18 protein-coding genes and 1 tRNA gene are annotated in these 23,526 nt (G+C 68.4%); 8 read left to right on the top strand and 11 right to left on the bottom strand.

Annotated features, from left to right (window positions below):
* Positions 1-38: 38 nt before the first annotated feature.
* The 3 genes from ACFVBH_RS16365 to ACFVBH_RS16355 form a co-directional block, all read right to left on the bottom strand.
* Positions 39-1,019: a ribose-phosphate diphosphokinase gene (locus tag ACFVBH_RS16365; protein WP_354989608.1), complete on the bottom strand. Its 981-nt coding sequence runs from the start codon at positions 1,017-1,019 to the stop codon at positions 39-41.
* Complete coding sequence (glmU, locus tag ACFVBH_RS16360) at positions 1,016-2,497, bottom strand: bifunctional UDP-N-acetylglucosamine diphosphorylase/glucosamine-1-phosphate N-acetyltransferase GlmU (protein WP_354989607.1); 1,482 nt, start codon at positions 2,495-2,497, stop codon at positions 1,016-1,018. The genes ACFVBH_RS16365 and glmU overlap by 4 nt, the downstream gene beginning before the upstream one ends.
* Before the next feature lie 109 nt (positions 2,498-2,606).
* Positions 2,607-2,677: transfer RNA gene (locus ACFVBH_RS16355), tRNA-Gln, on the bottom strand.
* 423 nt (positions 2,678-3,100) lie between these two features.
* Between ACFVBH_RS16355 and ACFVBH_RS16350 the strand changes: the two genes are divergently transcribed.
* The 5 genes from ACFVBH_RS16350 to ACFVBH_RS16330 all read left to right on the top strand — a co-directional run bounded on the left by ACFVBH_RS16350 (position 3,101) and on the right by ACFVBH_RS16330 (position 9,825).
* Positions 3,101-3,715 (top strand): TetR/AcrR family transcriptional regulator, encoded by a 615-nt coding sequence (locus ACFVBH_RS16350; RefSeq protein ID WP_354989606.1) that lies wholly within the window; start codon positions 3,101-3,103, stop codon positions 3,713-3,715.
* A 218-nt stretch (positions 3,716-3,933) separates the two neighbouring features.
* Positions 3,934-4,581 (top strand): TetR/AcrR family transcriptional regulator, encoded by a 648-nt coding sequence (locus tag ACFVBH_RS16345; protein WP_354989605.1) that lies wholly within the window; start codon positions 3,934-3,936, stop codon positions 4,579-4,581.
* 119 nt (positions 4,582-4,700) lie between these two features.
* Positions 4,701-8,318: a transcription-repair coupling factor gene (mfd, locus tag ACFVBH_RS16340; protein WP_379002288.1), complete on the top strand. Its 3,618-nt coding sequence runs from the start codon at positions 4,701-4,703 to the stop codon at positions 8,316-8,318.
* Positions 8,315-9,013 carry a MazG family protein gene (locus tag ACFVBH_RS16335; protein ID WP_354989603.1) on the top strand — a complete coding sequence of 233 codons (699 nt, stop codon included), beginning with the start codon at positions 8,315-8,317 and terminating at the stop codon, positions 9,011-9,013. Before mfd ends, ACFVBH_RS16335 begins: the two co-directional genes overlap by 4 nt.
* Positions 9,014-9,120: 107 nt before the next feature.
* Positions 9,121-9,825, top strand: a complete 705-nt coding sequence (locus ACFVBH_RS16330; protein WP_354989602.1) for a sensor domain-containing protein — start codon at positions 9,121-9,123, stop codon at positions 9,823-9,825.
* Between the two features lie 128 nt (positions 9,826-9,953).
* Here the strand turns inward: ACFVBH_RS16330 and ACFVBH_RS16325 are convergent, their stop codons facing one another.
* Together ACFVBH_RS16325 and ACFVBH_RS16320 are read right to left on the bottom strand one after the other, a co-directional pair.
* Complete coding sequence (locus ACFVBH_RS16325; RefSeq protein WP_354989601.1) at positions 9,954-10,529, bottom strand: TerD family protein; 576 nt, start codon at positions 10,527-10,529, stop codon at positions 9,954-9,956.
* 157 nt (positions 10,530-10,686) lie between these two features.
* Positions 10,687-11,178 (bottom strand): hypothetical protein, encoded by a 492-nt coding sequence (locus ACFVBH_RS16320; protein ID WP_354989600.1) that lies wholly within the window; start codon positions 11,176-11,178, stop codon positions 10,687-10,689.
* Positions 11,179-11,751: 573 nt separating this feature from the next.
* Here ACFVBH_RS16320 and ACFVBH_RS16315 point away from each other — a divergent pair.
* On the top strand, positions 11,752-13,167 hold the full coding sequence (locus ACFVBH_RS16315; RefSeq protein WP_354989609.1) for a stealth family protein: 1,416 nt from the start codon (positions 11,752-11,754) through the stop codon (positions 13,165-13,167).
* 145 nt (positions 13,168-13,312) lie between these two features.
* On the opposite strand, the gene ACFVBH_RS16310 is transcribed toward ACFVBH_RS16315, so the two are convergent.
* The 6 genes from ACFVBH_RS16310 to ACFVBH_RS16285 all read right to left on the bottom strand — a co-directional run bounded on the left by ACFVBH_RS16310 (position 13,313) and on the right by ACFVBH_RS16285 (position 20,959).
* Positions 13,313-14,263, bottom strand: coding sequence for a phosphodiesterase (locus tag ACFVBH_RS16310; RefSeq protein ID WP_379002287.1), 951 nt, complete (start codon positions 14,261-14,263; stop codon positions 13,313-13,315).
* Positions 14,264-14,394: 131 nt separating this feature from the next.
* The gene (locus ACFVBH_RS16305) at positions 14,395-15,792 is read right to left on the bottom strand and encodes an MATE family efflux transporter (RefSeq protein WP_379002285.1); all 1,398 of its coding nucleotides are present in this window, start codon (positions 15,790-15,792) and stop codon (positions 14,395-14,397) included.
* Complete coding sequence (locus ACFVBH_RS16300) at positions 15,789-17,183, bottom strand: pyridoxal-phosphate dependent enzyme (protein ID WP_379002284.1); 1,395 nt, start codon at positions 17,181-17,183, stop codon at positions 15,789-15,791. The genes ACFVBH_RS16305 and ACFVBH_RS16300 overlap by 4 nt, the downstream gene beginning before the upstream one ends.
* A gap of 263 nt (positions 17,184-17,446) precedes the next feature.
* Positions 17,447-18,844: a Y4yA family PLP-dependent enzyme gene (locus ACFVBH_RS16295; RefSeq protein ID WP_379002283.1), complete on the bottom strand. Its 1,398-nt coding sequence runs from the start codon at positions 18,842-18,844 to the stop codon at positions 17,447-17,449.
* A gap of 46 nt (positions 18,845-18,890) precedes the next feature.
* Positions 18,891-19,880 carry an ornithine cyclodeaminase family protein gene (locus ACFVBH_RS16290; RefSeq protein ID WP_354989595.1) on the bottom strand — a complete coding sequence of 330 codons (990 nt, stop codon included), beginning with the start codon at positions 19,878-19,880 and terminating at the stop codon, positions 18,891-18,893.
* Positions 19,877-20,959, bottom strand: coding sequence for a TauD/TfdA family dioxygenase (locus ACFVBH_RS16285; protein WP_379002282.1), 1,083 nt, complete (start codon positions 20,957-20,959; stop codon positions 19,877-19,879). Before ACFVBH_RS16285 ends, ACFVBH_RS16290 begins: the two co-directional genes overlap by 4 nt.
* Positions 20,960-21,180: 221 nt before the next feature.
* Between ACFVBH_RS16285 and ACFVBH_RS16280 the strand changes: the two genes are divergently transcribed.
* Both ACFVBH_RS16280 and eno read left to right on the top strand, forming a co-directional pair.
* Positions 21,181-21,939, top strand: coding sequence for a lytic murein transglycosylase (locus ACFVBH_RS16280; RefSeq protein WP_354989593.1), 759 nt, complete (start codon positions 21,181-21,183; stop codon positions 21,937-21,939).
* A gap of 284 nt (positions 21,940-22,223) precedes the next feature.
* Positions 22,224-23,510, top strand: coding sequence for a phosphopyruvate hydratase (gene eno, locus ACFVBH_RS16275; RefSeq protein ID WP_354989592.1), 1,287 nt, complete (start codon positions 22,224-22,226; stop codon positions 23,508-23,510).
* Positions 23,511-23,526 lie beyond the last annotated feature (16 nt).

Below are 23,526 nucleotides of genomic sequence, written 5' to 3'. Positions count from 1 at the left end.
AATCGGCGGGGGCGCGCTGGTGAGGATGCGTTGCGGTACTACGCCGAACCGTTGAAAAGTCCGGTGACCGAACCGTTCTCGAAGACCTCGCGAATGGTCTGCGCCAGCAGCGGCGCGATCGAGAGCACGGTCAGGGTCGGGAACTTCTTGTCCTCGTCGATGGGCAGCGTGTTGGTGACCACGACCTCCTTGGCCCCGCAGTTGGCCAGACGCTCGGCGGCCGGGTGCGACAGGATGCCGTGGGTGGCGGCGATGACCACGTCGCCCGCGCCTGCGGCCTTGAGCACCTTGACCGCGCCGGCGATGGTGCCGCCGGTGTCGATCATGTCGTCGATCAGGATGCAGGTGCGGCCCTCGACCTCACCGACCACGCGGTTGGAGACGGTCTGGTTGGGCACCAGCGGGTCGCGGGTCTTGTGGATGAACGCCATGGGCGCGTCCGCGAGCGAGTTCGCCCACTTCTCGGCGACCTTCACCCGGCCGGCGTCGGGGGAGACGACGGTGATGTTGGACAGGTCGTAGTTGTTGCGCACGTGCTCGGCCAGCTGGACCTGCGCGTGCATGTGATCGACCGGGCCGTCGAAGAAGCCCTGGATCTGATCGGTGTGCAGATCGATGGTGATGATGCGATCCACGCCGGCGGTCTTGAGCAGGTCGGCGATCAGGCGGGCCGAGATGGGCTCGCGACCGCGGTGCTTCTTGTCCTGGCGGGCGTAGGGGTAGAACGGCAGCACCGAGGTGATGCGCTTGGCCGAACCGCGCTTGAGGGCGTCGATCATGATCAGGTGTTCCATGACCCACTGGTTCAGCGGGGCCGGGAAGCTCTGCAGCACGAAGGCGTCGGAGCCGCGAACCGATTCCTCGAACCGGACGAAGGTCTCGCCGTTCGCGAAGTCGCGGGCGGTCTGCGGGGTGACGTGGACGTTGAGTTCCTTGGCCACCGCCTCGGCGAGCTCGGGATGAGCGCGTCCCGAGAACAGCATCAGATTCTTGTGGTTATCGGTAGAGAACGCGGTCACGGACGTTCGCCATCCTTTTGCTCGTCGGGATCCTCATCGGCCGCGATGGCCTTTGCGGCCGCATCGGCGGCAGCGGTGCCGGGCCGGTTGCGCTGCACCCAGCCCTCGATATTGCGCTGCGCTCCGCCGGACACCGCGAGAGCCCCCGGTGGAACATTTCTACGCAGCACAGTACCCGCTGCGGAATATGCCCCGTCACCCACGGTGAGCGGGGCGACGAACATGGTGTCGCTGCCCGTGCGCACATGGGAGCCGACCACGGTGTGGTGTTTGTTGACCCCGTCGTAGTTGACGAAAACGCTCGACGCGCCAATATTGCTGTGCTCGCCGATGGTCGCGTCGCCGACGTAGGTCAGGTGCGGGACCTTGGAGTGCGCGCCGATCGTGGCGTTCTTGGTCTCGACGAAAGCGCCGAGTTTGCCCGCGTCGCCGACCGAGGTGCCCGGGCGCAGGTAGGTGAACGGCCCGACCGTGGCGCCCGGTCCGATGCTCGACTTCTCGCCGTGCGTGCGCACGACCTTCGCGCCCGCGCCGACCACCACGTCGGTGAGCGTGGAGTCCGGTCCGATCTCGGCGTCCTCGCCGATGCTGGTGTCGCCCAACAGCTGTACGCCCGGGCGGATGACGGCGTCGCGCCCGATGGTCACGCTGCCGTCGATCCAGGTCGTCGCCGGATCGATGATGGTGACCCCGGCGCGCATGTGCCGTTCCACGATGTAGCGGTTGAGCGTGGCGGCCGCGCCGGCCAGCTGCACCCGGTCGTTGACGCCGGTTACCTTGGCGGAGTCCAGAAGTCGGGCGCCGTGCACCGGATGGCCCGCCTCGCGCGCGAGCTTGAGCACGTCGGTCAGGTACAGCTCGTAGCGCGCGTTGGCGGTGTCGATGCGGGTGATCATCACCCGCAGCACCGCCGCGTCGAAGACGTAGACGCCGGAATTGACCTCGGTGATGGCGGCCTGTTCCGGGGTGGCGTCGGCGTGCTCGACGATTTCCAGCAGCTGGCCGTCGGCGTTGCGCACGATGCGGCCGTAGCCGTTCGGGTCCTCGGGCGCGAAGGTCAGCACCGTGACCGCCGAACCCTCGGAGTAGCTGCGGTGCTCGTCGAGCAGCGCGTGCAGGGTGTGCCCGTCGAGCAGCGGCACGTCGGCGTAGGTGACCAGCACGTCGCCGGTGAAGTCGTCGGGCAGGGCCGTCAGTGCGCACTGCACCGCGTGCCCGGTGCCGCGCTGTTCTTCCTGTACCGCCAGAACGATCTGGCGGCCGAGCTCCGCTCCCACCTTGCCCACCGCGTCGCCGACCTGTTCGCGGTCGTGGCCGATCACGGTGATGAGGTACGTCGGGTCGATCTCGTTCGCCGCATGCAGCGCGTGCGCGAGCATGCTGCGGCCGGCCATCGGGTGCAACACCTTGGGGGTCTTGGACCGCATTCGGGTTCCGGCTCCGGCGGCGAGAACGACGACGGCGGTCTGCTGTGGCATGGATCTCCCTCGGCTGCGCGTCATCGTGCTGAGTGCTTGTTTTGCGCTGGGCCACAGTTGTGCTGCGTCAGCGATGTGCGGGGCCAACCATAATGACCCCGTTCGCGAGCTCCGCCGCCAGGACTCGAACCTGAACTAACTGAACCAAAATCAGTGGTGCTGCCATTACACTACGGCGGATTGCACACCGGCGGACCGTACGGTACGCCGCTCTGCGTTTGTTAGTGGCATGCGCGTGTAGATACTCGCACATGGGACCGCCTAGTCGAAACTTTTCCCGGCTCCGCCTGTCCGAAACTCGGGCGGACCCGCTCCGACGGCGGTTCCGGCGGTCGGTGCGGGTGGCGCGCCGAGTGGTGCACCGCTGTTCCGGGGGCTCGGCGTCGCGAGTCGCCGTCGAGCTGCCCCGGGTGCGTGAGATCGGTTGCCCCGGCACGGGATGCGGGGCGACGGGGTGGGTTCGGCGGCCTTGCGAGCAGGCTCGATGAGGGCGGTCTGGGACAGTGCCGGGTTCATCTGAAAGAGTTGTCCGAGGTTCGTACGGCATACAGGGAGGCGGAGACGATGGCTTCGGGTGAGGCGAGCCGGGTGTCGCGTCCACGCATGACCGGGACACAGCGACGGCAGCAGCTGATCGAGATCGGGCGGGCGCTGTTCGCCGAGCGGGGGTACGACGCGGCCTCGATCGAGGAGATCGCGCAGCGGGCGCAGGTCTCCAAACCCGTGGTGTACGAACACTTCGGGGGCAAGGAAGGGTTGTACGCGGTCGTCGTGGATCGCGAGATGTCCACGCTGCTCGATATGTTGACGGCGTCGCTCACCCAGAACCGTTCGCGGGTGCGTCTGGAACAGGTGGCGCTGGCGTTGCTCACCTATATGGAGGAGCGCACCGACGGCTTCCGTATCCTGATGCGTGATCAGCCCGCGTCGGCGGCGGAGGGTACGTACTCCTCGCTGCTGAACGAGGCAGTTAATCAGGTGGCGCACATACTCGCCGGGGATTTCGAGCGCCGGGGATTCGATACCAGTTTGGCGGTGCTCTACGCGCAAGCGCTGGTGGGCATGGTCGCGACCGCTGCGACCTGGTGGCTGGACGAGCGGCAACCGTCCAAGGAAGTGGTCGCCGCGCACCTGGTGAATCTGTGCTGGAACGGTCTCACGCATCTGGAAGCGAATCCTGAGCTGGCATCGGAATGGCCCAGCGGCACCGGTATATGAGACCTATCGGTCTGAGAAGGTCCGCCGAATAGGGGCGGAACTGGACAGTTAACCAGTGAATTGCGAAGGAGGACGGGTCGAATGCTCGAATCGACTGGCATACGGCAGCCGGGTGGTACGGTTCACCCATCCTTCGAGTGCTGTTCGAACTGTGATGTCGGTCAACTTCGGGATGTCGGTCTACTTCAGGATGGCTGGTTTGATGACAGGCGGATCTGATGGCTAGGCAAGCGCGTGCGGAGATCACTCGCGATTCCGTGCTCGCTGGCGCTGCCGATGTCTTTTTGCGGCTGGGCTATGCGAACGCGAGTCTGTCGGAGATCATCGCCCAGTCCAATGTGACCAAGGGCGCCTTGTACTTTCACTTCGGCTCGAAGGAAGAGCTAGCTCGCGCGGTTGTCGATCAGGGCAACGAGCGCCTCGTCAGCGCGTGCCAGGGATTCTTCGATCCCAGAGTGCCCGCACTCGAGGCGTGCATCGGAATCACCTACGTGGTCGCGGATCTGACCATGAACGATCCGATGGTCGGCGCCATGCTCAAGCTGACGCACCAGATCGGCGACTACCGCGGCGCGACGGGCGACAACATCGCCAAGACGTGGGGCGAGACCCATCGCCTGCTCGCCGAGCGCGCCATCGCCCAGGGGGATCTCGAACCCGAGCTCGACCCGGAGACCATCGGCCTGCTGCTGCAGGAGATGACCACCGGCGTGCACATCGTCGCGGTCAGCACCGAGTCCATCGACCAGATGGCCACGCGGATGGAACGCGCCTGGTACTTCCTGCTGCCCTCGATCGTCCCGGACGAGAAGGTCGCCTACTTCCGCGAGTTCGCGGCCCGGCGCCTGCGCCGCTACGTCGTCTGAGGGGTTTGCCCGGGGCACGTCCGGTGGCGAGGATCGGCGGGTGGATGGGGCTTGGGGTGGGGCTTATAGACTCGTCTGGCCTTCCCCTTACCCGCTGATCCGCGTCAGGAGTCTGCCTCATGTCGACCCATCGTCCACCACTGGCGGGACTGGCCGCGGTGGCCGGTGGCGACACCGCGTTGCAGCAGGTCAAGAAGCTGATCGGGCGGGATTCGGCGATGCTGGTCGCGCCCTCGGCGGTGCGGCCGTTCGTCGCGGCCACCATCGCGGGGGAGCGCCCGCTGGTGGTGGTGACCGCCACCGGGCGCGAGGCCGACGACCTGACCGGCGAGCTCACCGAGATGCTCGGCGACAGCGTCGCGCTGTTCCCCTCCTGGGAGACCCTGCCGCACGAGCGGCTGTCCCCGGGCGCCGACACCGTGGGCCGCCGCCTGCAGGTGCTGCGCCGGCTCGCCCACCCCGAGGATCCCGGGCACGACGAGCCGCTGCGCGTGGTGGTGACCACCGTGCGCTCGCTCATGCAGCCCATGGCGCGCGGGCTCGGGCAGATCGACCCCATCACCCTGCGCGTCGGTGCGGAAGCGGACTTCGATCAATTGCTCACGCGGCTGGTGGAATTCGCCTACGAACGCGTCGACATGGTCGGCAAGCGCGGTGAGTTCGCGGTGCGCGGCGGCATTCTCGATCTCTTCCCGCCCACCGCGGATCATCCGGTGCGCGTGGAGTTCTGGGGCGACGAGGTCAGCGAGCTGCGCGCCTTCTCGGTCTCGGATCAGCGCTCGCTGCACGAGGTTCCGATCGAACTCGTGGTCGCCCAGCCGTGCCGCGAACTGCTGCTCACCGAGGAACTGCGGCTGCGCGCGGCGGAGGTGGCCGCCGAGAACCCGGCGGACGCCGCCCTGCTGGAGATGCTCGAGAAGCTCGCCCAGGGCATCGCCGTGGACGGCATGGAAGCGCTGTTGCCGGTGCTGCAGCCGGGCGACCTGGAGTTGCTCACCGACGCCCTGCCCGCCGATACCCATGTGCTGCTGTGTGATCCGGAGAAGGTGCGCACCCGCGCCGCCGATCTGGTGCGCACCGGCCAGGAGTTCCTGGAGGCGTCCTGGACCGCGGCCTCCTTCGGTGGCGCCGCCCCGCTGGGCGCGCACGGACTGGACCTGGCCGCTTCGGGCTACCGGGATCTGGACGAGGTGCACGCCAATGCCGAACGGCGGCAACTGCCCTGGTGGACGCTGAGCCCGCTGATCGCCGACGATCCGCGGGAGATCGTGCTGCCGGTGCAGCCCGCGCCGGCGGCGCGCGGCTCCGAGGAACTGATCGCCACCGTCTTCGCCTCGCTGCGCGCGCACGTGCTGACCGGCGGCCGCGCGGTCATCGTGGTCGCGGGACACGGTACGGCGCAACGCATTCTGGAACGACTGGCCGACGCCGAGGTACCCGCCGCCGCCCTGGAGGCGGGCGCGGAACCGGTGCGCGGGCTGGTCGGGGTGCTGTGCGGCTCGCTGCACGACGGCATCGTTTTCGACGATGCCGGTCTGGTGGTCATCGCCGAATCGGATCTGAGCGGCAATCGCGTCACCGCCGCGGGCGACGGCAAGAAGCTGCCCGCCCGCCGCCGCAACCAGGTCGATCCGCTGGCGCTGAGCGCCGGCGACATGGTGGTCCACGATCAGCACGGCATCGGCCGCTTCGTGGAGATGATCGAGCGCACCATCGGCGGCGCGCGCCGGGAATACCTGGTCATCGAGTACGCGCCCGGCAAGCGCGGCCAGCCGGGCGACCGCCTGTTCGTGCCCATGGACTCCCTCGATCAGCTCTCCCGCTACGTCGGCGGCGAGCTGCCGAGCCTGTCCAAGCTGGGTGGTTCGGACTGGCAGAACACCAAACGCAAGGCGCGCAAGGCCGTTCGCGAGATCGCGACCGAGCTGGTGCAGCTCTACGCCGCCCGCCAGGCCGCGCCGGGTCATGCCTTCGGACCGGACACCCCGTGGCAGGTCGAGATGGAGGACGCCTTCGCCTTCACCGAGACCATCGACCAGCTCACCGCCATCGCCGAGGTGAAATCCGATATGGAGAAGGCGGTCCCGATGGACCGCGTCATCTGCGGCGACGTCGGATACGGCAAGACCGAGATCGCGGTGCGCGCGGCGTTCAAGGCGGTGCAGGACGGCAAGCAGGTCGCGGTGCTGGTGCCGACGACGCTGCTGGCGCAACAGCATCTGCAGACCTTCACCGAGCGCCTCACCGGCTTCCCGGTCACCGTGAAGGGCCTGTCGCGCTTCACCGACCCGGCCGAATCCCGGGCGATCATGGAGGGCATGACCACCGGCGAGGTCGACATCGTCATCGGCACGCACCGGCTGCTGCAGACCGGTGTGCGCTGGAAAGACCTGGGCCTGACCATCATCGACGAGGAACAGCGCTTCGGCGTCGAGCACAAGGAGCACATCAAGGCGCTGCGCACGCACGTGGACATGCTCACCATGTCCGCGACTCCGATCCCGCGCACCCTGGAGATGAGCCTGGCGGGCATCCGCGAGATGTCCACCATCCTCACCCCGCCGGAGGAGCGGCACCCGGTGCTCACCTATGTCGGCGCGTACAACGACAAGCAGGTCGCCGCCGCCATCCGGCGCGAGCTGCTGCGCGACGGCCAGGTCTTCTACGTGCACAATCGGGTGTCCTCGATCGACAAGGCCGCCAAGCGGATTCGGGATCTGGTGCCCGAGGCGCGGGTGGTGGTCGCGCACGGCCAGATGAACGAGGACATGCTGGAGAAGACCGTGCAGGGCTTCTGGGAGCGCGAGTACGACGTCCTGGTCTCCACCACGATCATCGAGACCGGCCTGGACATCTCCAACGCCAACACCCTGATCGTGGAACGCGCCGACGCCCTGGGTCTTTCGCAGCTGCACCAGCTGCGAGGCCGTGTCGGCCGCAGTCGCGAGCGCGGCTACGCCTACTTCCTGTACCCGCCGGAGAAGCCGCTCACCGAGACCGCCTACGACCGCCTCGCCACCATTTCGCAGAACTCGGATCTGGGCGCGGGCATGGCGGTCGCCATGAAGGACCTCGAGATTCGCGGCGCGGGCAACGTGCTCGGCGCGGAGCAGTCCGGGCACGTCGCCGGGGTCGGCTTCGACCTCTACGTGCGCCTGGTGGGCGAGGCGGTGGAGGCGTACCGCGCCGCCGCCGACGGCAGGCCCATCACCGTGGACGAGGAAGCCAAGGAGGTGCGCATCGATCTGCCGGTGGACGCGCACATCCCGCCGGACTACATCGCCTCGGATCGCCTGCGCCTGGAGGGCTACCGCAAACTCGCGGCCGCGCAGGATGATTCGGCCCTGGACGCGGTGGTCGAGGAACTCGTCGATCGCTACGGCCCGCTGCCGGTGGAGGTCGGGCGCCTGGTCTCGGTCGCCAAACTGCGGCTGCTGGCGCGTGAGTACAACATCGCCGAGATCGGCGTCACCGGAACGACTCTCAAGGTCTCGCCGCTGCACCTGCCCGATTCCAAGCAGTTGCGGCTCAAGCGGCTGTACCCGAACGCGACCTACCGCCCCACCACCGGCATCGTGCAGTTGCCGCTGCCCCGGGTCGAGGACAGCGTCGGCGCGTCCCGGGTCCGTGACGTGCAGGTGCTGCAGTTCGTCGCGGATCTGCTGCTGGCACTGGACGGTAAGGCCCCGGGCGCGGTCGACGTGCGCAGCACGCCCGCGGCGGCCGCCACGCGATGAACGCACCCGAAACCGATGCGGCCCGCATGACGCACGCGCTGGCCGAGGCCGTCGAGGTGATGGATCGGCTGTGGAACTTCGGCGGCTGGGAGGTGACCCAGACCCACGATTCGCTGCGTCCCTATCTGCTCGAGGAGACCTACGAACTGCTGGACGCGATCCAGGACGCCGACGCCGCGACGATTCGCGAGGAACTCGGCGACCTGCTGCTGCAGGTCCTGTTCCACTCCCGGATAGCCGAAGCCGCGGGCGAATTCACCGTCGCCGAGGTGGCGGCGGCCCTGGTCGCGAAACTGACGAACCGCAGCCCCCACCTGGCCGCCGGCGACATCGATCCCGGCGCGAGCAGGGCCGAGAAGATCGCCGCCCAGGAATCGGCCTGGGAGGAGCGCAAGACCGCCGAGAAGTCCCGGCGCTCCTGCCTCGACGGCATCGCCATGGCCCAGCCCGCCCTGGCCCTGGCCGAGAAGGTGCGCTCCCGCAGCGCCCGGGCCGGCCTGCCCGACGCCCTGGTCCCGCCGGACCTGCGCAGCATCGAGCTGGGCGGCCCCGACAGCGCCGAGGAGCGCCTGCGCAAATCCACCCGCGCCTTCGCCGCCCGCATCCGCGCCGCCGAGGACGCCGCCGAATCGGCCCGCGGCCAACGTCTCCCACTCGATGCCGAGGCGTGGCTGCGCTACTGGCCCGCGGTCTGAAATGGGCGCTTGTCCGGTTGTGTCGATGCGCGGGGCCGCCGTGACGCCGGGCGATTCGTCCACTCCGACCGCTATGCTTGCGCTGATCAGGGTTCAGAGGAGGACCAATGCGGGGGCGTAGTGTCGCCATAGGCCTGACGGTGTTGTTCGCGGTCACCGGGTGCAGCAATGTCGTGAGCGGGACACCCGCACCGGATCCGGTGGTGGTGAAGATGCCGAAGCTGACGCCGGACAAGATTCCGGACGTGATGCTCTCGACCGACGAGGTGGGCAAGATCGTCGCGGCCACCAATCTGACGCAGAAGTTCGAGAACACCGTGCCGACGGTCCCGAACTTCACGTACCAGCCGTCCGAGTGCGCCTCGATGCTCTACACGGCCAACTCCGATACCTACGGCGACAAGTGGACCGGGTTCCGGCTGCGGTCGCTGCAGGAGCCCGGCGACAGCTACCAGCACGCCATCTACGAAACCGTGACCACCTTCAAGAACTTCATGGTCGCCGAGCAGATGGTCACCCAGTACCGGGATGTGCTGGCCGAGTGCAAGGGCCGGCAGGTCACCAGCACGCCCAAGGACGGCAAGGACAAGCCGAGCACCCTGAAGGTCACCGAGGTCGAGCACAGCAGCGATCCGTCGGCGTTCTCGGTGGACTGGACGCTGTCCTCGAGCGGCAGCGACTGGGTCTGCTCGGACACCATGCGCACCCAGGGCAACGCCCTGATCGAGGTGTCGAGCTGCTCCTACGCCGACGCCCGCACCTCGGCCGTCATCGCCGACCGCATCGCCACCAAGATTCGCCAGCTGAACTGACGGCCGAATCGCCCGCGCTGCGAACGGGTTCGCCCGCGGCGCGAATGAAACCACCTGCGGCACAAACGAAAGCGCTGCCCGGCCGGATGACGTCCGGCCGAGCAGCGCTCGTCATCGCGCGGCGATGATCAGACGTTGACCCCGTAGTCGCGGGCGATGCCCCCGAGCCCCGACGCGTAGCCCTGGCCGATGGCCCGGAACTTCCACTCGGGTCCGTGCCGGTAGAGCTCACCGAAGACCATGGCGGTCTCGGTGGACGCGTCCTCGGTCAGATCGAAGCGGGCCAGCTCGGCGCCGTTCGCCGCGTCGACGACGCGAATGTAGGCGTTGCGCACCTGGCCGAACGACTGCCGCCGATTGTCGGCGTCGTGAATCGATACCGGGAAAAAGATATTGGTGATCGTCGGCGGCGTACCGGCCAGATCGACATTGATCACCTCGTCGTCCCCGTCGCCGGCGCCGGTGAGGTTGTCACCGGTGTGCTCGACACTGCCCTCGGGCGAACGCAGGTTGTTGTAGAACACGAAATGCGCATCCGAGAGCACGCGCATATTCGAGCCACAGATCAGCGCGCTCGCATCCAGGTCGTAGTCCGCACCCGTGGTGGTGCGCACATCCCAGCCGAGGCAAACCGAGACCTTGGTCAAGTTCGGGGCCTGCTTGGACAGCGAAACATTTCCGCCCTTGGCCAAACTGACGCTCACATCTATCCTTCCCCGCGGTGCCTTCACACCGCATCCCTCCTGATTATGGTCGAAAGAAAGACCCATTGTGCGCGTTCAATTCGGCAGCGCACCCCGGCCGGGAGTTCAGCGCCGGAAATGTCCGAATTTAGGCACACAATGGGCCCGTCTCGCGACCTCAGTTACGCTCTGTCGCCATCGCTTTCAGCGTCGCGACGCGGCGCTCCAGATAGCGCAACTCGGTGGGATCGAGCACCGTGCGCTGGATGCCGGAGGCCACCGTGAAGGCGGACTGGCGATGATCATCGATGGTGTCCACGTCGATGGCGATCGCCACGTAGTCCTCGGCTCCGGGCAGCGGATCGGCGACCACGCTCGCTCGTCCGCTCGCGCACAGCGCCACGTTGCCGCCGCCGAGGATCAGCAGCGCCACCGCCGGCCGCGCGCGCAGGCGGGCCAGTGACCCGCGATCGGACTTGAGACTGAGCAGGATTCGTCTGTCCCCCGCGCGCACCGGCCAGGAGACCGGAATAGCGTGCGGGGCGGGATCCGTTGTGACCAGAACCGCAATGGTGTCGAGTGGCCAGTCGGGAAGGGTGTCGAGTTGGGGATGTTCCGCAGGAACCTCTACTGTAGAGGGCTCCTGACGCTCCCGCGCTTCGGCTACCATAGCGTCACCTCACGATCGGGTACCAACACAGCGGGCTGGACTGTGTTGCCATGAAGTGTATGCCGTTGCCGCAGTGGCGCGCTGGGGTCCGAGTAGCGTGCCCGGCCCCGGGCCGTTATCCCAAATGTCGGTTACAGCTGTGAAAACACCTTCGGACCTGCGCGGTAATGGATTGACGCGGGACCCCGATCGGTTGCATCATTCGTTACAGTTCCTCGTCCGTTCGAGGTCCCGCGAGTAACCGGCCGATGACCGCCCGGTGAAGCCCGTCCGCCCCTGTCCGGCGTCGACGAACGCACCCTGTTTTCCACCCCGTGACGCCCCAGGCGTCCGACCCAGAGTGAGGTGACTGCGAATGATCTTCCGGCCGTACCTGCGACGACCGTGGATATCACCGCGCACCGCTCTGCCCGCTCCGTTCTTCTGACTCCGCCGGGGGTTTCGTGGCTCGCGCCGACACCGCATTGCGCCGGGTCGGCGCCGGGTCGCGCGGGGTGTGGTGTCCACGACGTGAGGTGCAAGCGCGAGAGAGCGGAGATGGTGATGGTGGATATGGGTTCGGGTCAGCCGGACATGGTGGGGCGTGCGAGCGCCGCGAACGCGGCGGTCTCGGCGGCGGTGATCGACGACCTGCGCTACCTGCGCGGGGAGATGGCGCTGGCGGAAATGCCGTACCTGCTGGTGCGCGACGCCGCGCACCGGCTGGTGCTCGCCGTCGACAGCGCGCATCGCGCGGCGTTGCGGCGGGTGCTCGGGGCGGCCATGGTGGCCGGATTCACCTGTAACGAGAAGCAGCACAACGTGTTCAAACTCGGGCGCGATCTGGACCCCGCCCATCACGTCGAGATCGAGGTGTGGGAGTACCACGGCGACACCGTGGAGTGCCCGCGCCCGAACGCGCTGACCCGCGCGGTGTTCGACCTCGCGGACGTCGAGGTGTCCACCGTCCTGCTGTACGACGCGAGCTGGCCCACGCTGACCGGCATGTTCACCCCGCATCCCACGGACGTGGGCTTCGACATCGACATCGTGTACTCCTGGGTCGACGGCTCCGACCCCGAATTCCGTGCTCGCCGTGCGGGAATGATGGCGCAGGTGGTCGTGGGCGAGGGCGACGAGACCGACGCCCGCATCCGCCAGATCGACGAACTGCGCTACGCGCTGCGCTCGGTGCACAAGAACGCGCCCTGGATCCGGCGCATCTTCATCGCCACCGATTCCCGGGTGCCGGACTGGCTCGCGGACGATCCGCAGGTCACCATTGTGCGCGCCATCGACCACTTCCCCGACGTGAGCGGTCTGCCGATCTTCAATTCCCATGCGGTGGAATCGCAGTTGCAGCACATCGACGGGCTGTCCGAGCACTTCCTGTACTCCAACGACGACATGTTCTTCGCCCGGCCGGTGCGACCGTCCATGTTCTTCACCCCGGCCGGCATCAGCCGCTACATCGAGGCGGGCACCCGCATCGGCCCCGGTGCGAACAACGAGCGCCGCAGCGGTTTCGAGAACGCGGCCCGGATGAACCGGCAACTGCTGACCCGGCACTTCGGCAACGTCATCACCCGGCACCTGGAGCACACCCCGGTCCCGTTGCGGCGCAGCGTGTTGCACGAGATGGAGCGGGTGTTCCCGGAGGACTTCGCGCGCACCCGGGCCAGCCGCTTCCGCGCGGCCACCGACATCTCGGTGACCAACTCGCTCTACCACTACTACGCGCTGCTCACCGGGCGCGCGGTGCCGCAGGAGTCGGGCAAGATGCGCTACGTGGACACCACGTCGTACACCGGCCTGGCCCTGCTCGAGGGGCTGGAGCGCCGGCGCAACGTGGACTTCTTCTGCCTCAACGACGGCAGCTTCCCCGAGGTGCCCGAGGCCGAGCGGGTGCGCGCGGTCTCGCAGTTCCTGGAGACGTACTTCCCCGAGCCCGCGCCCTGGGAGAAGCCCGACACCACGAGCGTGATCGCCTTCGAATCCGGGGCAGCCTGAAAGACATTCGCGGCGGCCCCGCCCGAAATTGGTGGGGCCGAACGCATCCGGTCGATCGGGAAGCAGGGTCCGGCGGATCGGGCCGTATGCGTCCCGCCGGTGGGCCGAATCCAGCCGTCGCACGATGGATTCGGCCGCGCCGCGGTCAGAGCACCGATTCCCCGTCGGATTCGGTGGCACTGTCCCGCCGCCGCATGACGTGCGGAATGCGCGCCGCCGGCGGAATCACGATGCCCGCCTCGGCCAGTCGGTCGGCGGCCTGCTCGGGTGTCGCGGGCTCGCCGACCGTGGCTCCGGCCCCGATCGGCACCACCGAATGCACCACGGTGTCCGGGTACACGTGCACGTAGTTGAACGCCTGCGCCCCGTCTCGCCCGCGCAGACCGCCGGTTTGCACCGACAGATCCTGGCTGTAGCAGGTCGCCGACGCCACCGAGACCGGAATCCCGGCGAACGAGGCGCTGGTCGAGAAGTGCAGGTGCCCGGCCAGAATCGCGCGCACGTCGGTGCCGTCCAGGACGTCGGCGAGTCGGCGCTGGTCGCGCAGCTCCACCGTGACCGCCAGATCGATCACGCACGGGATGGGCGGGTGATGCATGGCCAGGATGGTGCCGAACGGGGCCGGTTCGGCCAATACCTCGCGCAGCCAATCCAATTGGGCGATGGTGATTTCGCCGTAGTGGTGCCCGGGCACCGAGGTGTCCAGGGCGATGACGCGCAGCCCGTCGAACATGTGCACGCTGTCCAGCGGTGCGTCCGAGGCCTTTTCGCCGAGCAGCTGCTCACGCAGTGTCGCGCGGTGATCGTGGTTGCCCGCCACCCAGACGATCGGGGCCCCGATGCGCCGGGCGACCGGCTCGACCGCCTCGCGCAGGCGCAGGTAGGCCCCGGGCTCGCCGCGATCGGTGAGGTCGCCGGTGAAGACGATGGCGGTGGGCGTGATGCGACTCGCCTCGGCCTGGGCCAGGAGCGCGCGGAGCCGGGCTTCGGCGTCGACGGCGCCGTACAGGTCACCGTCGGCGATCAGATGGGTGTCGCTGATGTGGAACAGAACATGGTCTGCCCTCGGGTATTCGGCGACTCTCGAGATGTACACGGACATCCTCCCCGGCAGTGTGGGTGCCTCGGCTTGCCGTTTCCGTCCGTCAGAATAGCGAAGCCTTTTCTTTCAGCGTGCCTGCGTCCAGTGACGGCACGCTTGCGAGAAGGTGAGATTTGGATGTCGGCTCAAAGCCCGAGGCTACCCGCCAGCACCCGCGGAGTCTGCTGCTCACGTGCGTGCAGCAGAGCGAAGTAGCGGCGCAGCATCAGCACAGCGGTGGTGGCGAGCCCCGCGGTCAGCCCCCACCAGACCCCCGCCGCGCCCAGACCCGCCGGGAAGGCGAGCAGCAGCGCCGTGGGCAATCCCACACCCCAGTAGCCGACGAGCGAGAGCCGGAACCCCGCCGTGGTGTCCTTCAGCCCGCGCAGCAGTCCGACCGCCACGTTCTGTGCCGCGTCGAACAGCTGCAGCACGATGGCGATGAGCAACAGCCCGTGCGCCACGGCGACCGTGGTCGCGTCGGTGTCGTCCAGGAAGGGCAGCAGCACCAGATTCGGCGCGGCGACATAGGCCACGCCGGTGACGGCGGCGACCACCGCGACGTAGCGCAGCGCCAGCCAGGCCACCGCGCGCGCGTGCGGATACTCCTCGCGCGCAACGGCCTTGCTGACCAGGATGGACGCGCCGTGCGAGAGTCCGATCGCGACCTGGAACACGATGTAGACGACCTGGTAGACCACGTTGTGCGCGGCCAGCGCCGCCGCGCCGAGACTGCCCATGACCAGCGCGAGCACCGAGAACATCCCGGCCTCGGAACCGTAGGTCAGCGCGATGGGCGTGCCCAGGCGCAGTTCGGCGCGCACCGTGGCCCAGTGCACCGGCCACATGCGCAGCGGCAGTGTCGCCCCGAGCGCGGCGTCCCGGCGCACCATGGCCCAGAAGACACCGAAGGTGATCAGGAAGACCAGCGAGGTGGCCACGCCGATGCCGGTGAGCCCGAGTTCGGGCAGCAGATACCAGCCGTGCATGAAGGCAAGGGCCAGTACGACATTGAGCGCCACCGAGCCGAGCGTGACCAGCAGCAGTGCCTGCGGGCGCTGCATGCCGACGGTGTACTGCCGCAGCACCTGGAACCACAGGCAGGGCAGCAACCCGGGGGCCAGCGCGACCATCATGGGCCGTGCCTCGGCCAGCACCGCGGCGTCCTGGCCCAGCCAGCGCAGGGACCAGCCGAGGCCGATCAGCAGCGCGCCGCCCAGCAAACCCGCGAGCGTGGCGATGAAGAAGCTCGAGCGAACCACCTCGCGCACTTCGACATCGGGCTTGCGGCCGCGCTTCTCGGCCCGGCTGACCACGGTCGCCACCTGATTGCCGGTGCCGGTGATCAGCCCGACGCACATGGTGCGGATCTGGTTGAACAGCACCAGCGCGAGCCCGCCCGCGGCCACCTCCCGTACCCCGAGCGAGCCCATCAGGGCGATGTTCGTGGTCGAGACCGCGACCTGGGCGAGCTGGGTGAGCGCGATGGGCATCGCCAGCGCGGTCAGCTGCCGCCCGTCGGATTGCCTGGCGACGTACGTCATTCGGCGAACGCCCGGTCCGGTCGCGGTGCGGCGGCGGACTCCGGGCCGGCCGGGGGCACCAGGATGGTGTGGGTGTCGTGCGGATCGCGCGTGCCGCGCAGGTCCGCCAGCAGATCCGCGAGCACGGCGGCCCGGTCGGCCAGCTGCTTGCGATGCTTGTCCAGCGCGCGCAGCACCGCGTCGTCGTCGCCCTGGGCCAGGATCTCGCCGATGCGGTGGGCGGGCATGTCGGCCAGTTCGAGCAGCCGGATCAATTTCGCCTGCGGCAGTTGCTCGTCCACGTAGTCGCGCAGCTCGGACCCGCTGAGGCCGTTCTTGAGCGCGAAGGTGTCCGGCAGGGCGTAGTGCAGATCGCGCAGCACCTCGATCTCGCGGGGATCGGGGCGGCCGGGCGGCGTGCAGGCGCGCAGCACGGCCAGGACGGCGGCCTCGCGTTCGCGGTCCAGCAGATCGCGGTCGCTCATCCACTCGTCGTCGAACACGGTGTCGAGGTACTTCTCGCCGTCGTCGTTGATGACCACGACCACGACCGAATGGTCCGGGTAGGTGTTCAGCCGGGTCAGGGCGGTGTAGACCGAGCTGCCCGAGGAGCCGCCGATCATCAGCCCGAGTTCGGCGGCCAGCACGCGGGTGGTGGCGAAGGCGTCCGCGTCGGAGACCTTGACGCGGTCCTGCGCGTCGATCAGATGCAGATCCTCGTCCACGTGCAGGCCCGGATCGGCGCCCAGCGGCGTGCCGGTCCCGGACTGCCAGTAGTCGTGCGCGGGACCGCCGAAGGCGATCGAGCCCTCGGGCTCCACCCCGACCAGGCGTGGGGAGCGCCCGAGTTCGCGCAAGCCGCGCGCGGTGCCGAACAATGCGCCGCCGGTGCCGACGGCCGCGATCAGCACGTCGATTTTGCCGAGATCCGCGGCCAGTTCCGCCGCGAGCGCGTAATAGCCGATCGCGTTCGCCGAGTTGTGATGCTGCGCGGGGAAGTAGGCCGTCGGTCCTTCCTCTGCCGCCAATTTCTCGGCCAATTCCTCGCGCGCATTGGTGGACAGGCCCTCGTCGTCGCCATCGCCGACGAATACCAGCTCGGTGCCCATCGATCGCATTGCGTTCAGCTTGGACTTACAGGCGTGGTGATCGACGACGGCGGTGAACCGATATCCGCGCTCGCGCGCGACCACCGCCAGACCCAGTCCGGTATTGCCGGAGGTCGACTCGATGATGTGCCCGCCGGGCCGGAGCAGTTCGCGGCGTTCGGCCTCGAGGATCATGGCGCGGGCCATGCGAATCTTGGCCGCGCCGGTCGGGTTCATGGTCTCCAGCTTGAGAAAGACCCGGGATCCGGTCTCGGTGCTGACGGCGAGCTCGAACAGGGGTGTCTGCCCGATCAGCTCGGACACGCGCCTGACGATTACCGGCATTTAGGGATTCTCCTCGGCAAAGTTCATCGAACGTGGGTTATGTGGGCGAGCCGACGCGCGGGCGGTCCATTGGAGATAGCCCCGGTCCGGCGGCAATAACGGGCGATGTCGGATTTTTTCGTCACGCCCGTGGAGCGCGGAGGTTCATGTCGTGCATTCGCGGAGCATGCAAAACGATAGTGCAGTCGCGGGGCGGCTGCCAGTGCTCCGTACGAGTGGCGATGCCGGAATGGGGATAATTGTCAGCATTCGCCGGATTTACCGTCCAGTCGCCAGCGCAATTCGCCGTTCGCGGAGTTCGCCGCGTCGTTCGCGGTGTGCAGTACCACCTTCGGCGGAACGGGCAGTTCGTGAAAGGCCGACTCATTGCTGTCCATCTGGTATCCGGCGGTATTCGGGTAGACGAGCAGGTCGCCGATTTCGGCTGGCCGGGGCAGCGGGATGCGCCGCCGGCTCAGCATGTCGTCCTCCAGGCACGAGGCGCCGCCCACGCAGGTGGGGCTGAGCGCACCCGGGCGCGCCGGCCACAGCACCGGATCCGGCAGGTATTCGCTCTCGAACCATTGTTCGGACAGACTCAGGCTGGTGCCGTCCACGGTCAGGATGGCGTACCGATGCCCGTGCGCGGTCCGGGATTTCACACCCTGCACCCGGAAGACCGAACTGCCCGCCCGATCCAGCAGGGCGCGCCCGGGCTCGATGGCCAGGCGGATCCCGGCCGCGCGCAGGTGATCGGCCAGCCGCCGGTGCTCCAGGATGGCCGCGAGCATGGCCGGACCCGGCACGGGGCAGTGATAGGGGTAGTAGCTGTCGGGCGCTCGATCCCCGTGGAACCAGCGCGGATTCACCCCGTCGAGAAAGGTGCGCCAGGTGTCGGCCGCGACGTAGTTCACGCCGAAGCCGCCGCCGATGGAGATGGTGGTGACCGGATGGCCGAGCCCGCGCGCCTCGCGGCAGCGTTCGATCAGGGCCAGCGCCAATTCGGCGCGATCGGCCACGGCGTACCCGGTCAGGTGAAAACTGAAGCCCTCCAGGCGAATCGAGTCCTCGTCCGCGGCGGTCAGGGCCAGGTCGAGTTCGTCGCAGGTCAGGCCGAAGCGGCTGGTGCTGTTCGGCGGCAGCACCCGCAGCACGACGCGTGCGGGCCCGTCGCCGTTCGCCAGCGCCCCGAGCCTGGTCAATTCGTCCGGATCGTCGACCGCGACCAAGGCGCGATGGCGCACGGCCAGGCTCAGCAGGCGCGTGGACTTCGACGGTCCGGTGACCATGAGGTCGGTCCCGCGCACCCCACCGGAGAGCGCGGCGGTGAACTCCTGCGCGCTCGAAACATCCACGCCCGCACCGGCACGCGCGCACGCGCGGACCACCGCCGGGGACTTGTTGGCCTTCTTGCCGTAGTAGATGGCTCCCACCACGCCCTGGCCGGCGAACACGCGCTGGAATTCGCGGATATTGCGGACCACACGCTGGGGATACAGCAGATGGAACGGACCGCCGATCGCATCGGCCATGTCGCGCAGCAGGTTCGGGTCGGCGAGCACCCGCCGTTCCCAGTCGTCGCGGTGCGCGGGCATCGGCGTCGCGGTGATGGCGGACAACCCGCTCCGCCCGGTCGAGGCGGGCACGGTCTCGCTCTTCACGGTGTCGGTCAGCGCCGTCTCCGTTCCTCTGGCGCGCGGGCGCCGGTCAGTCCCACAGCGATACCTCGGTGCCGCGGCCCTCGGCGATGGCGCGGGTGGCCAGGGCGTGCGCGACCGCGATATCGGTCAGCACCAGGCCGCTGTTGTAGACGAAAACCCGTTCGTCGTCGGCGATCCGGGCGCTGGCGCGGCGGCTGAGAATATGGGGTAGCTCGGCGTCCACCCGGCGTAGCCGGCCGTCGGGACCGGCCATGTCGGTGCCGGTGAGCGCCATCTGCTCGGCGCTGGTGGCGACCACGCGATCGGCCTCGTTGAGGGTGGAGGGCGCCAGGCCGTAGCCGACCAGCACCACCGTCGACCCCGGGGCCAGATCCCCGGCCTCGATCGCGACCCGGGTGCCCGGACCCGCGGTGGCCAGCACGATGTCGGCGGTGCGCGCGGCAGCGGCGGGGTCGGTCACCAGTTCCAGTTCGGCGTGCGGATTGTGCTGTCCCAGTTCCCGGTACACCGACTCGATGCCCTCGGGGTGGGTGCCATAGAGCATGAGCCGGTTCAGATGCGGGTTGGCGGCCAGCAGATGCGGCAGCGCGTTGCGGCCCTGGGTGCCGGTGCCCACGAGCAGCACGCTGCGGGCGCCGGGGCGCGCGGCCTCGCGGGCGAGCAGCGCCGAGACCGCGGGCGTGCGCAGCGCGCCGACCCGCGCGCAGTCCATCATGGCGATGGGGATACCGGTGGCGTCGTCGTACAGGGTGATGGTCGTGTAGTACCGCTTGGTGCTGCGATCATGGTGCGGATCGAACTTGTACGAGGTCTTCATCGCGACCACTCGGCGGCGGCCGTCGCGGCCGAGCATCGCGTAGGCCACCGACCAGCCATCGGGGTGGGCGACGCTGAGTTTGCGCGGATTATCCGAATCACCGGATGCCAGAGCGAGATACGCGTCCTCGACGGCGCGCACCACCTCCGCCGGACTGATCGGAACATCTGCGAGGTCGCTGCGGCTGAGTACGCGCAGCGGGGTGGGTCGAGTAGTCAACTGCGGTTTCCTCGGATAGTGCGGAAGGGGGCCACCACCCGCTGGCCGTATCCGTTCTCGGTCGCTTCGGCCGCGGCGCGGCGGCGCTGGGGCAGCCGGATGTTGACTCGCTTGAGCCAGCGATCGGTGCCGTCGTAGCGGGGGGTGAACGGCACCCGTCCGTGCACCACGACATCATTGTCCACGAGCAACAGTTCCCCCGGGGTCAAAGCGGCGGTGATGCAGACCCTTTCGAGTTCCGTTGCCAAACGGTCATAGGCGGCCAGGAATTCGCCGTCCGCGCTGTCCAGCGGCGTGTAGGCCGGGTCGAAACGCAGGGTGAGCCCGCCGTCGTCGTCGCCGAGGGTGGCGACCGCGGGCGCGGGTTCGGTGTCGAAATCGTCGCCGTAGGAGACATCGGGCAGAATGGGCAGCTCGCGCCGGCGCAGCCGTTCCCGTTGTGCCGCATCGAGTTCCACCCGGCGCACCGAGGAGACGGTGGTGCCGACCCGGTCCGGATTGCGCAGGCAGCCCAGCATGAGCAGATTGGCGCGCTGCGGGTGGAAGGCGTCCTCGGTGTGCGGGCTCAGCAGCGTGGTGCTGCTCGCGCCGGATTGCTCCTGTTCGTGGCCGGGGGTGGGCACGATGTTGTTCACCAGGCGTCCGCCCTGCTGACCCTGCCAGCCGAAAGGCTCGCCCGCGCAACGCGCGAGCAGCAGCATGGTGACGTCGAGGGCGAACGAGGACGATGCCCGGTCCGGATCGCCCGCCCATTCGGCGGCCTGGCGCCAATCCACCGGCGTCGTACCGAGTTCGGTGTCGCACAGCGGTAGCTGCCCGATGACCGTGACGCCGGCCGCGGTGGCGGGCGCGCGCATGACCTGGTGCACGACCTCGGGCAATTCGGTGTAGCGGTCCTCGATGTGGCGCAACAGGGTCGCGTCCGACAGCGTGGTGGTTATCGCGGGGCTAGCGCCCAGTGTGACGGTTATCTCCTGCGCGAGCGCGCGTACCGATTGTCCGGCTTCCGCTGGCAGCTCGCGTCGTTCGAGTTCCGAAGGGTGAAGCGTCTGACGTTCGGAGAGAACGCTTTTCGCCAAGGGGGTGCCTTCCTGGCCTCGGAGTGAAGTGCGGTTTTATGGGTCCCGCAGGGAAGCTAGTGCGCCCCGGTAAATTTGGCAAGGCTTACCTAAGCGCGTGTCACAAAAATAGCTGAGAGGTATCAAAGAATAGCCGTGCCGGTCACCGGGGCGTATCGATCCGGCCGACACCTGCGCGCCCATGTTGACGTTCCTGGATGGCGCGCCGATCCATATGCATGATGGACAGGGTGCGTTTCACCAAGGCCGGTCTCGGCGCTGTCATGTCCCGCGCCGGCCTGTTGGGCACGGCGTCCGTTCTGGTGCTGCTGACCGGTTGCGGCTCAGTCGATCTCACTCCGATCCCGGATGGTACGCCGCCCGGCGCGGGCGCGCCGCTGCCCGTGATCGATCTGGATGCGCCGGGGCGCAGCGCAATTCAGTTGCGCGCGTGGGCCGATGACCAAGCCGGCAGCATGGGCATCCCCGCGGTCGCGCTGGAGGCGTACGGCTACGCGGCCGCCGTCATGGCGCGCTCACGGCCCGACTGCGGGATCGGCTGGACCACCATCGCGGGCATCGCGAGCGTGGAGAGCAGACACGGCACCCACCGCGGCGCGAAGGTCGCCGACGACGGGAAGGTCACGCCCTCGATTCGCGGCATCGCGCTGGACGGCTCGCCCGGGGTGGCGCTCATCAGGGACAGCGACGGCGGCAAGCTCGACGGCGACACGGTCCACGACCGCGCCATGGGCCCGCTGCAGTTCATTCCCGAGACCTGGCAGCGTTACGGCGTCGACGCCAACGGCGACGGCGTCGCCGATCCGGACAACATCGACGACGCGGCCCTGACCGCCGCCCGCTACCTCTGCGTCAGCGGCGGCGACCTCACCGGCGCGCCCGGCTGGGAGAAGGCGCTGATGACCTACAACCAGTCCGCCGTCTATATGAAGACCGTCCGCGACCGCGCGGCCGCCTACAGCGTGGGACGCAAGGCGTAACGGCGAGTCGCGCCGGACCGCAAGGCGAAACGGCGAGTCGCGCCCCCTGTGAATGGCGCAGCGGTGAGTCGAGATCGACGCGCCGGGTTCGCGGCCGTCTCGTTCTGGACTGAGTGGAGCGGGGGAGCGAAGCGGAGGAGCGGAGGGAGGGAAGAACGAGACTTCCGGGCCGCGAACCGCCGCCCGGAGCGAAGCGGAGGGCGAAATACACACTGCTAGGCTCGGGGCCTGCACGGGTTGTTCCGTGCGACCTGCCGAGTCAGTAGCCGAAGGAGTGTCGTTTCGTGGCCATCATCGAACAGGTCGGAGCCCGCGAGATCCTGGATTCGCGTGGTAACCCCACCGTCGAGGTCGAGATCGCTCTCGACGACGGCACCCTCACCCGCGCGGCCGTGCCGTCCGGCGCGTCCACCGGTGAACACGAGGCCGTCGAGCTGCGTGACGGTGGCGACCGCTACAACGGCAAGGGCGTGCGCAAGGCCGTCGAGGGCGTCCTCGACGAGATCGCGCCGGCCATCATCGGACTGGACGCCGTCGAGCAGCGCACCGTCGACCAGGCCCTGCTGGATCTGGACGGCACCCCGGACAAGTCACGTCTGGGCGCCAATGCCCTGCTGGGCGTTTCGCTCGCCGTGGCCCGCGCCGCGGCCGAATCCTCGGGCCTGGAGCTGTTCCGCTACATCGGCGGCCCGAACGCGCACGTGCTGCCCGTGCCCATGATGAACATCCTCAACGGTGGCGCGCACGCCGACACCGGCGTGGACGTGCAGGAATTCATGATCGCCCCGATCGGCGCGCCGACCTTCAAGGAAGCGCTGCGCTGGGGCACCGAGATCTATCACTCGCTCAAGTCGGTGCTCAAGTCCCAGGGGCTGTCCACCGGTCTCGGCGACGAGGGCGGCTTCGCCCCCGACGTCGCGGGCACCCGCGCCGCGCTGGACCTGATCTCCACCGCCATCGACAAGGCCGGCTACAAGCTGGGCACCGACGTGGCGCTCGCGCTCGACGTCGCCGCCACCGAGTTCTACACCGCCGGTTCGGGTTACAAGTTCGAGGGCGAGGTCCGCTCGGCCGCGCAGATGATCGAGTTCTACAGCGAGCTCATCACCCAGTACCCGATCGTCTCCATCGAGGATCCGCTGGACGAGGACGACTGGGACGGCTGGGTCGCGCTCACCGACCTCATCGGCGACAAGGTGCAGCTGGTCGGCGACGACCTGTTCGTCACCAACCCCGAGCGGCTCGAAGAGGGCATCGCCAAGGGCGCGGCCAACGCGCTGCTGGTCAAGGTCAACCAGATCGGCACCCTGACCGAGACCCTGGACGCGGTCGACCTCGCGCACCGCAACGGCTACAAGACGATGATGAGCCACCGGTCCGGCGAGACCGAGGACACCACCATCGCCGACCTGGCCGTCGCCGTGGGCTCGGGCCAGATCAAGACCGGCGCCCCGGCGCGCTCGGAGCGCGTGGCCAAGTACAACCAGCTGCTGCGCATCGAGGACGCGCTGGGCGACTCCGCGCGCTACGCGGGCGATGTCGCGTTCCCGCGTTTCGCGTTCGAAGGCTGAAAGTCCACGACAACCG

It is taken from the genome of Nocardia sp. NPDC057668 (genome assembly GCF_042799795.1).
Classification (GTDB): domain Bacteria; phylum Actinomycetota; class Actinomycetes; order Mycobacteriales; family Mycobacteriaceae; genus Nocardia.
Note: the sequence above shows the minus strand (reverse complement) of the source record. Positions and strands in the feature narration are given on the sequence as shown.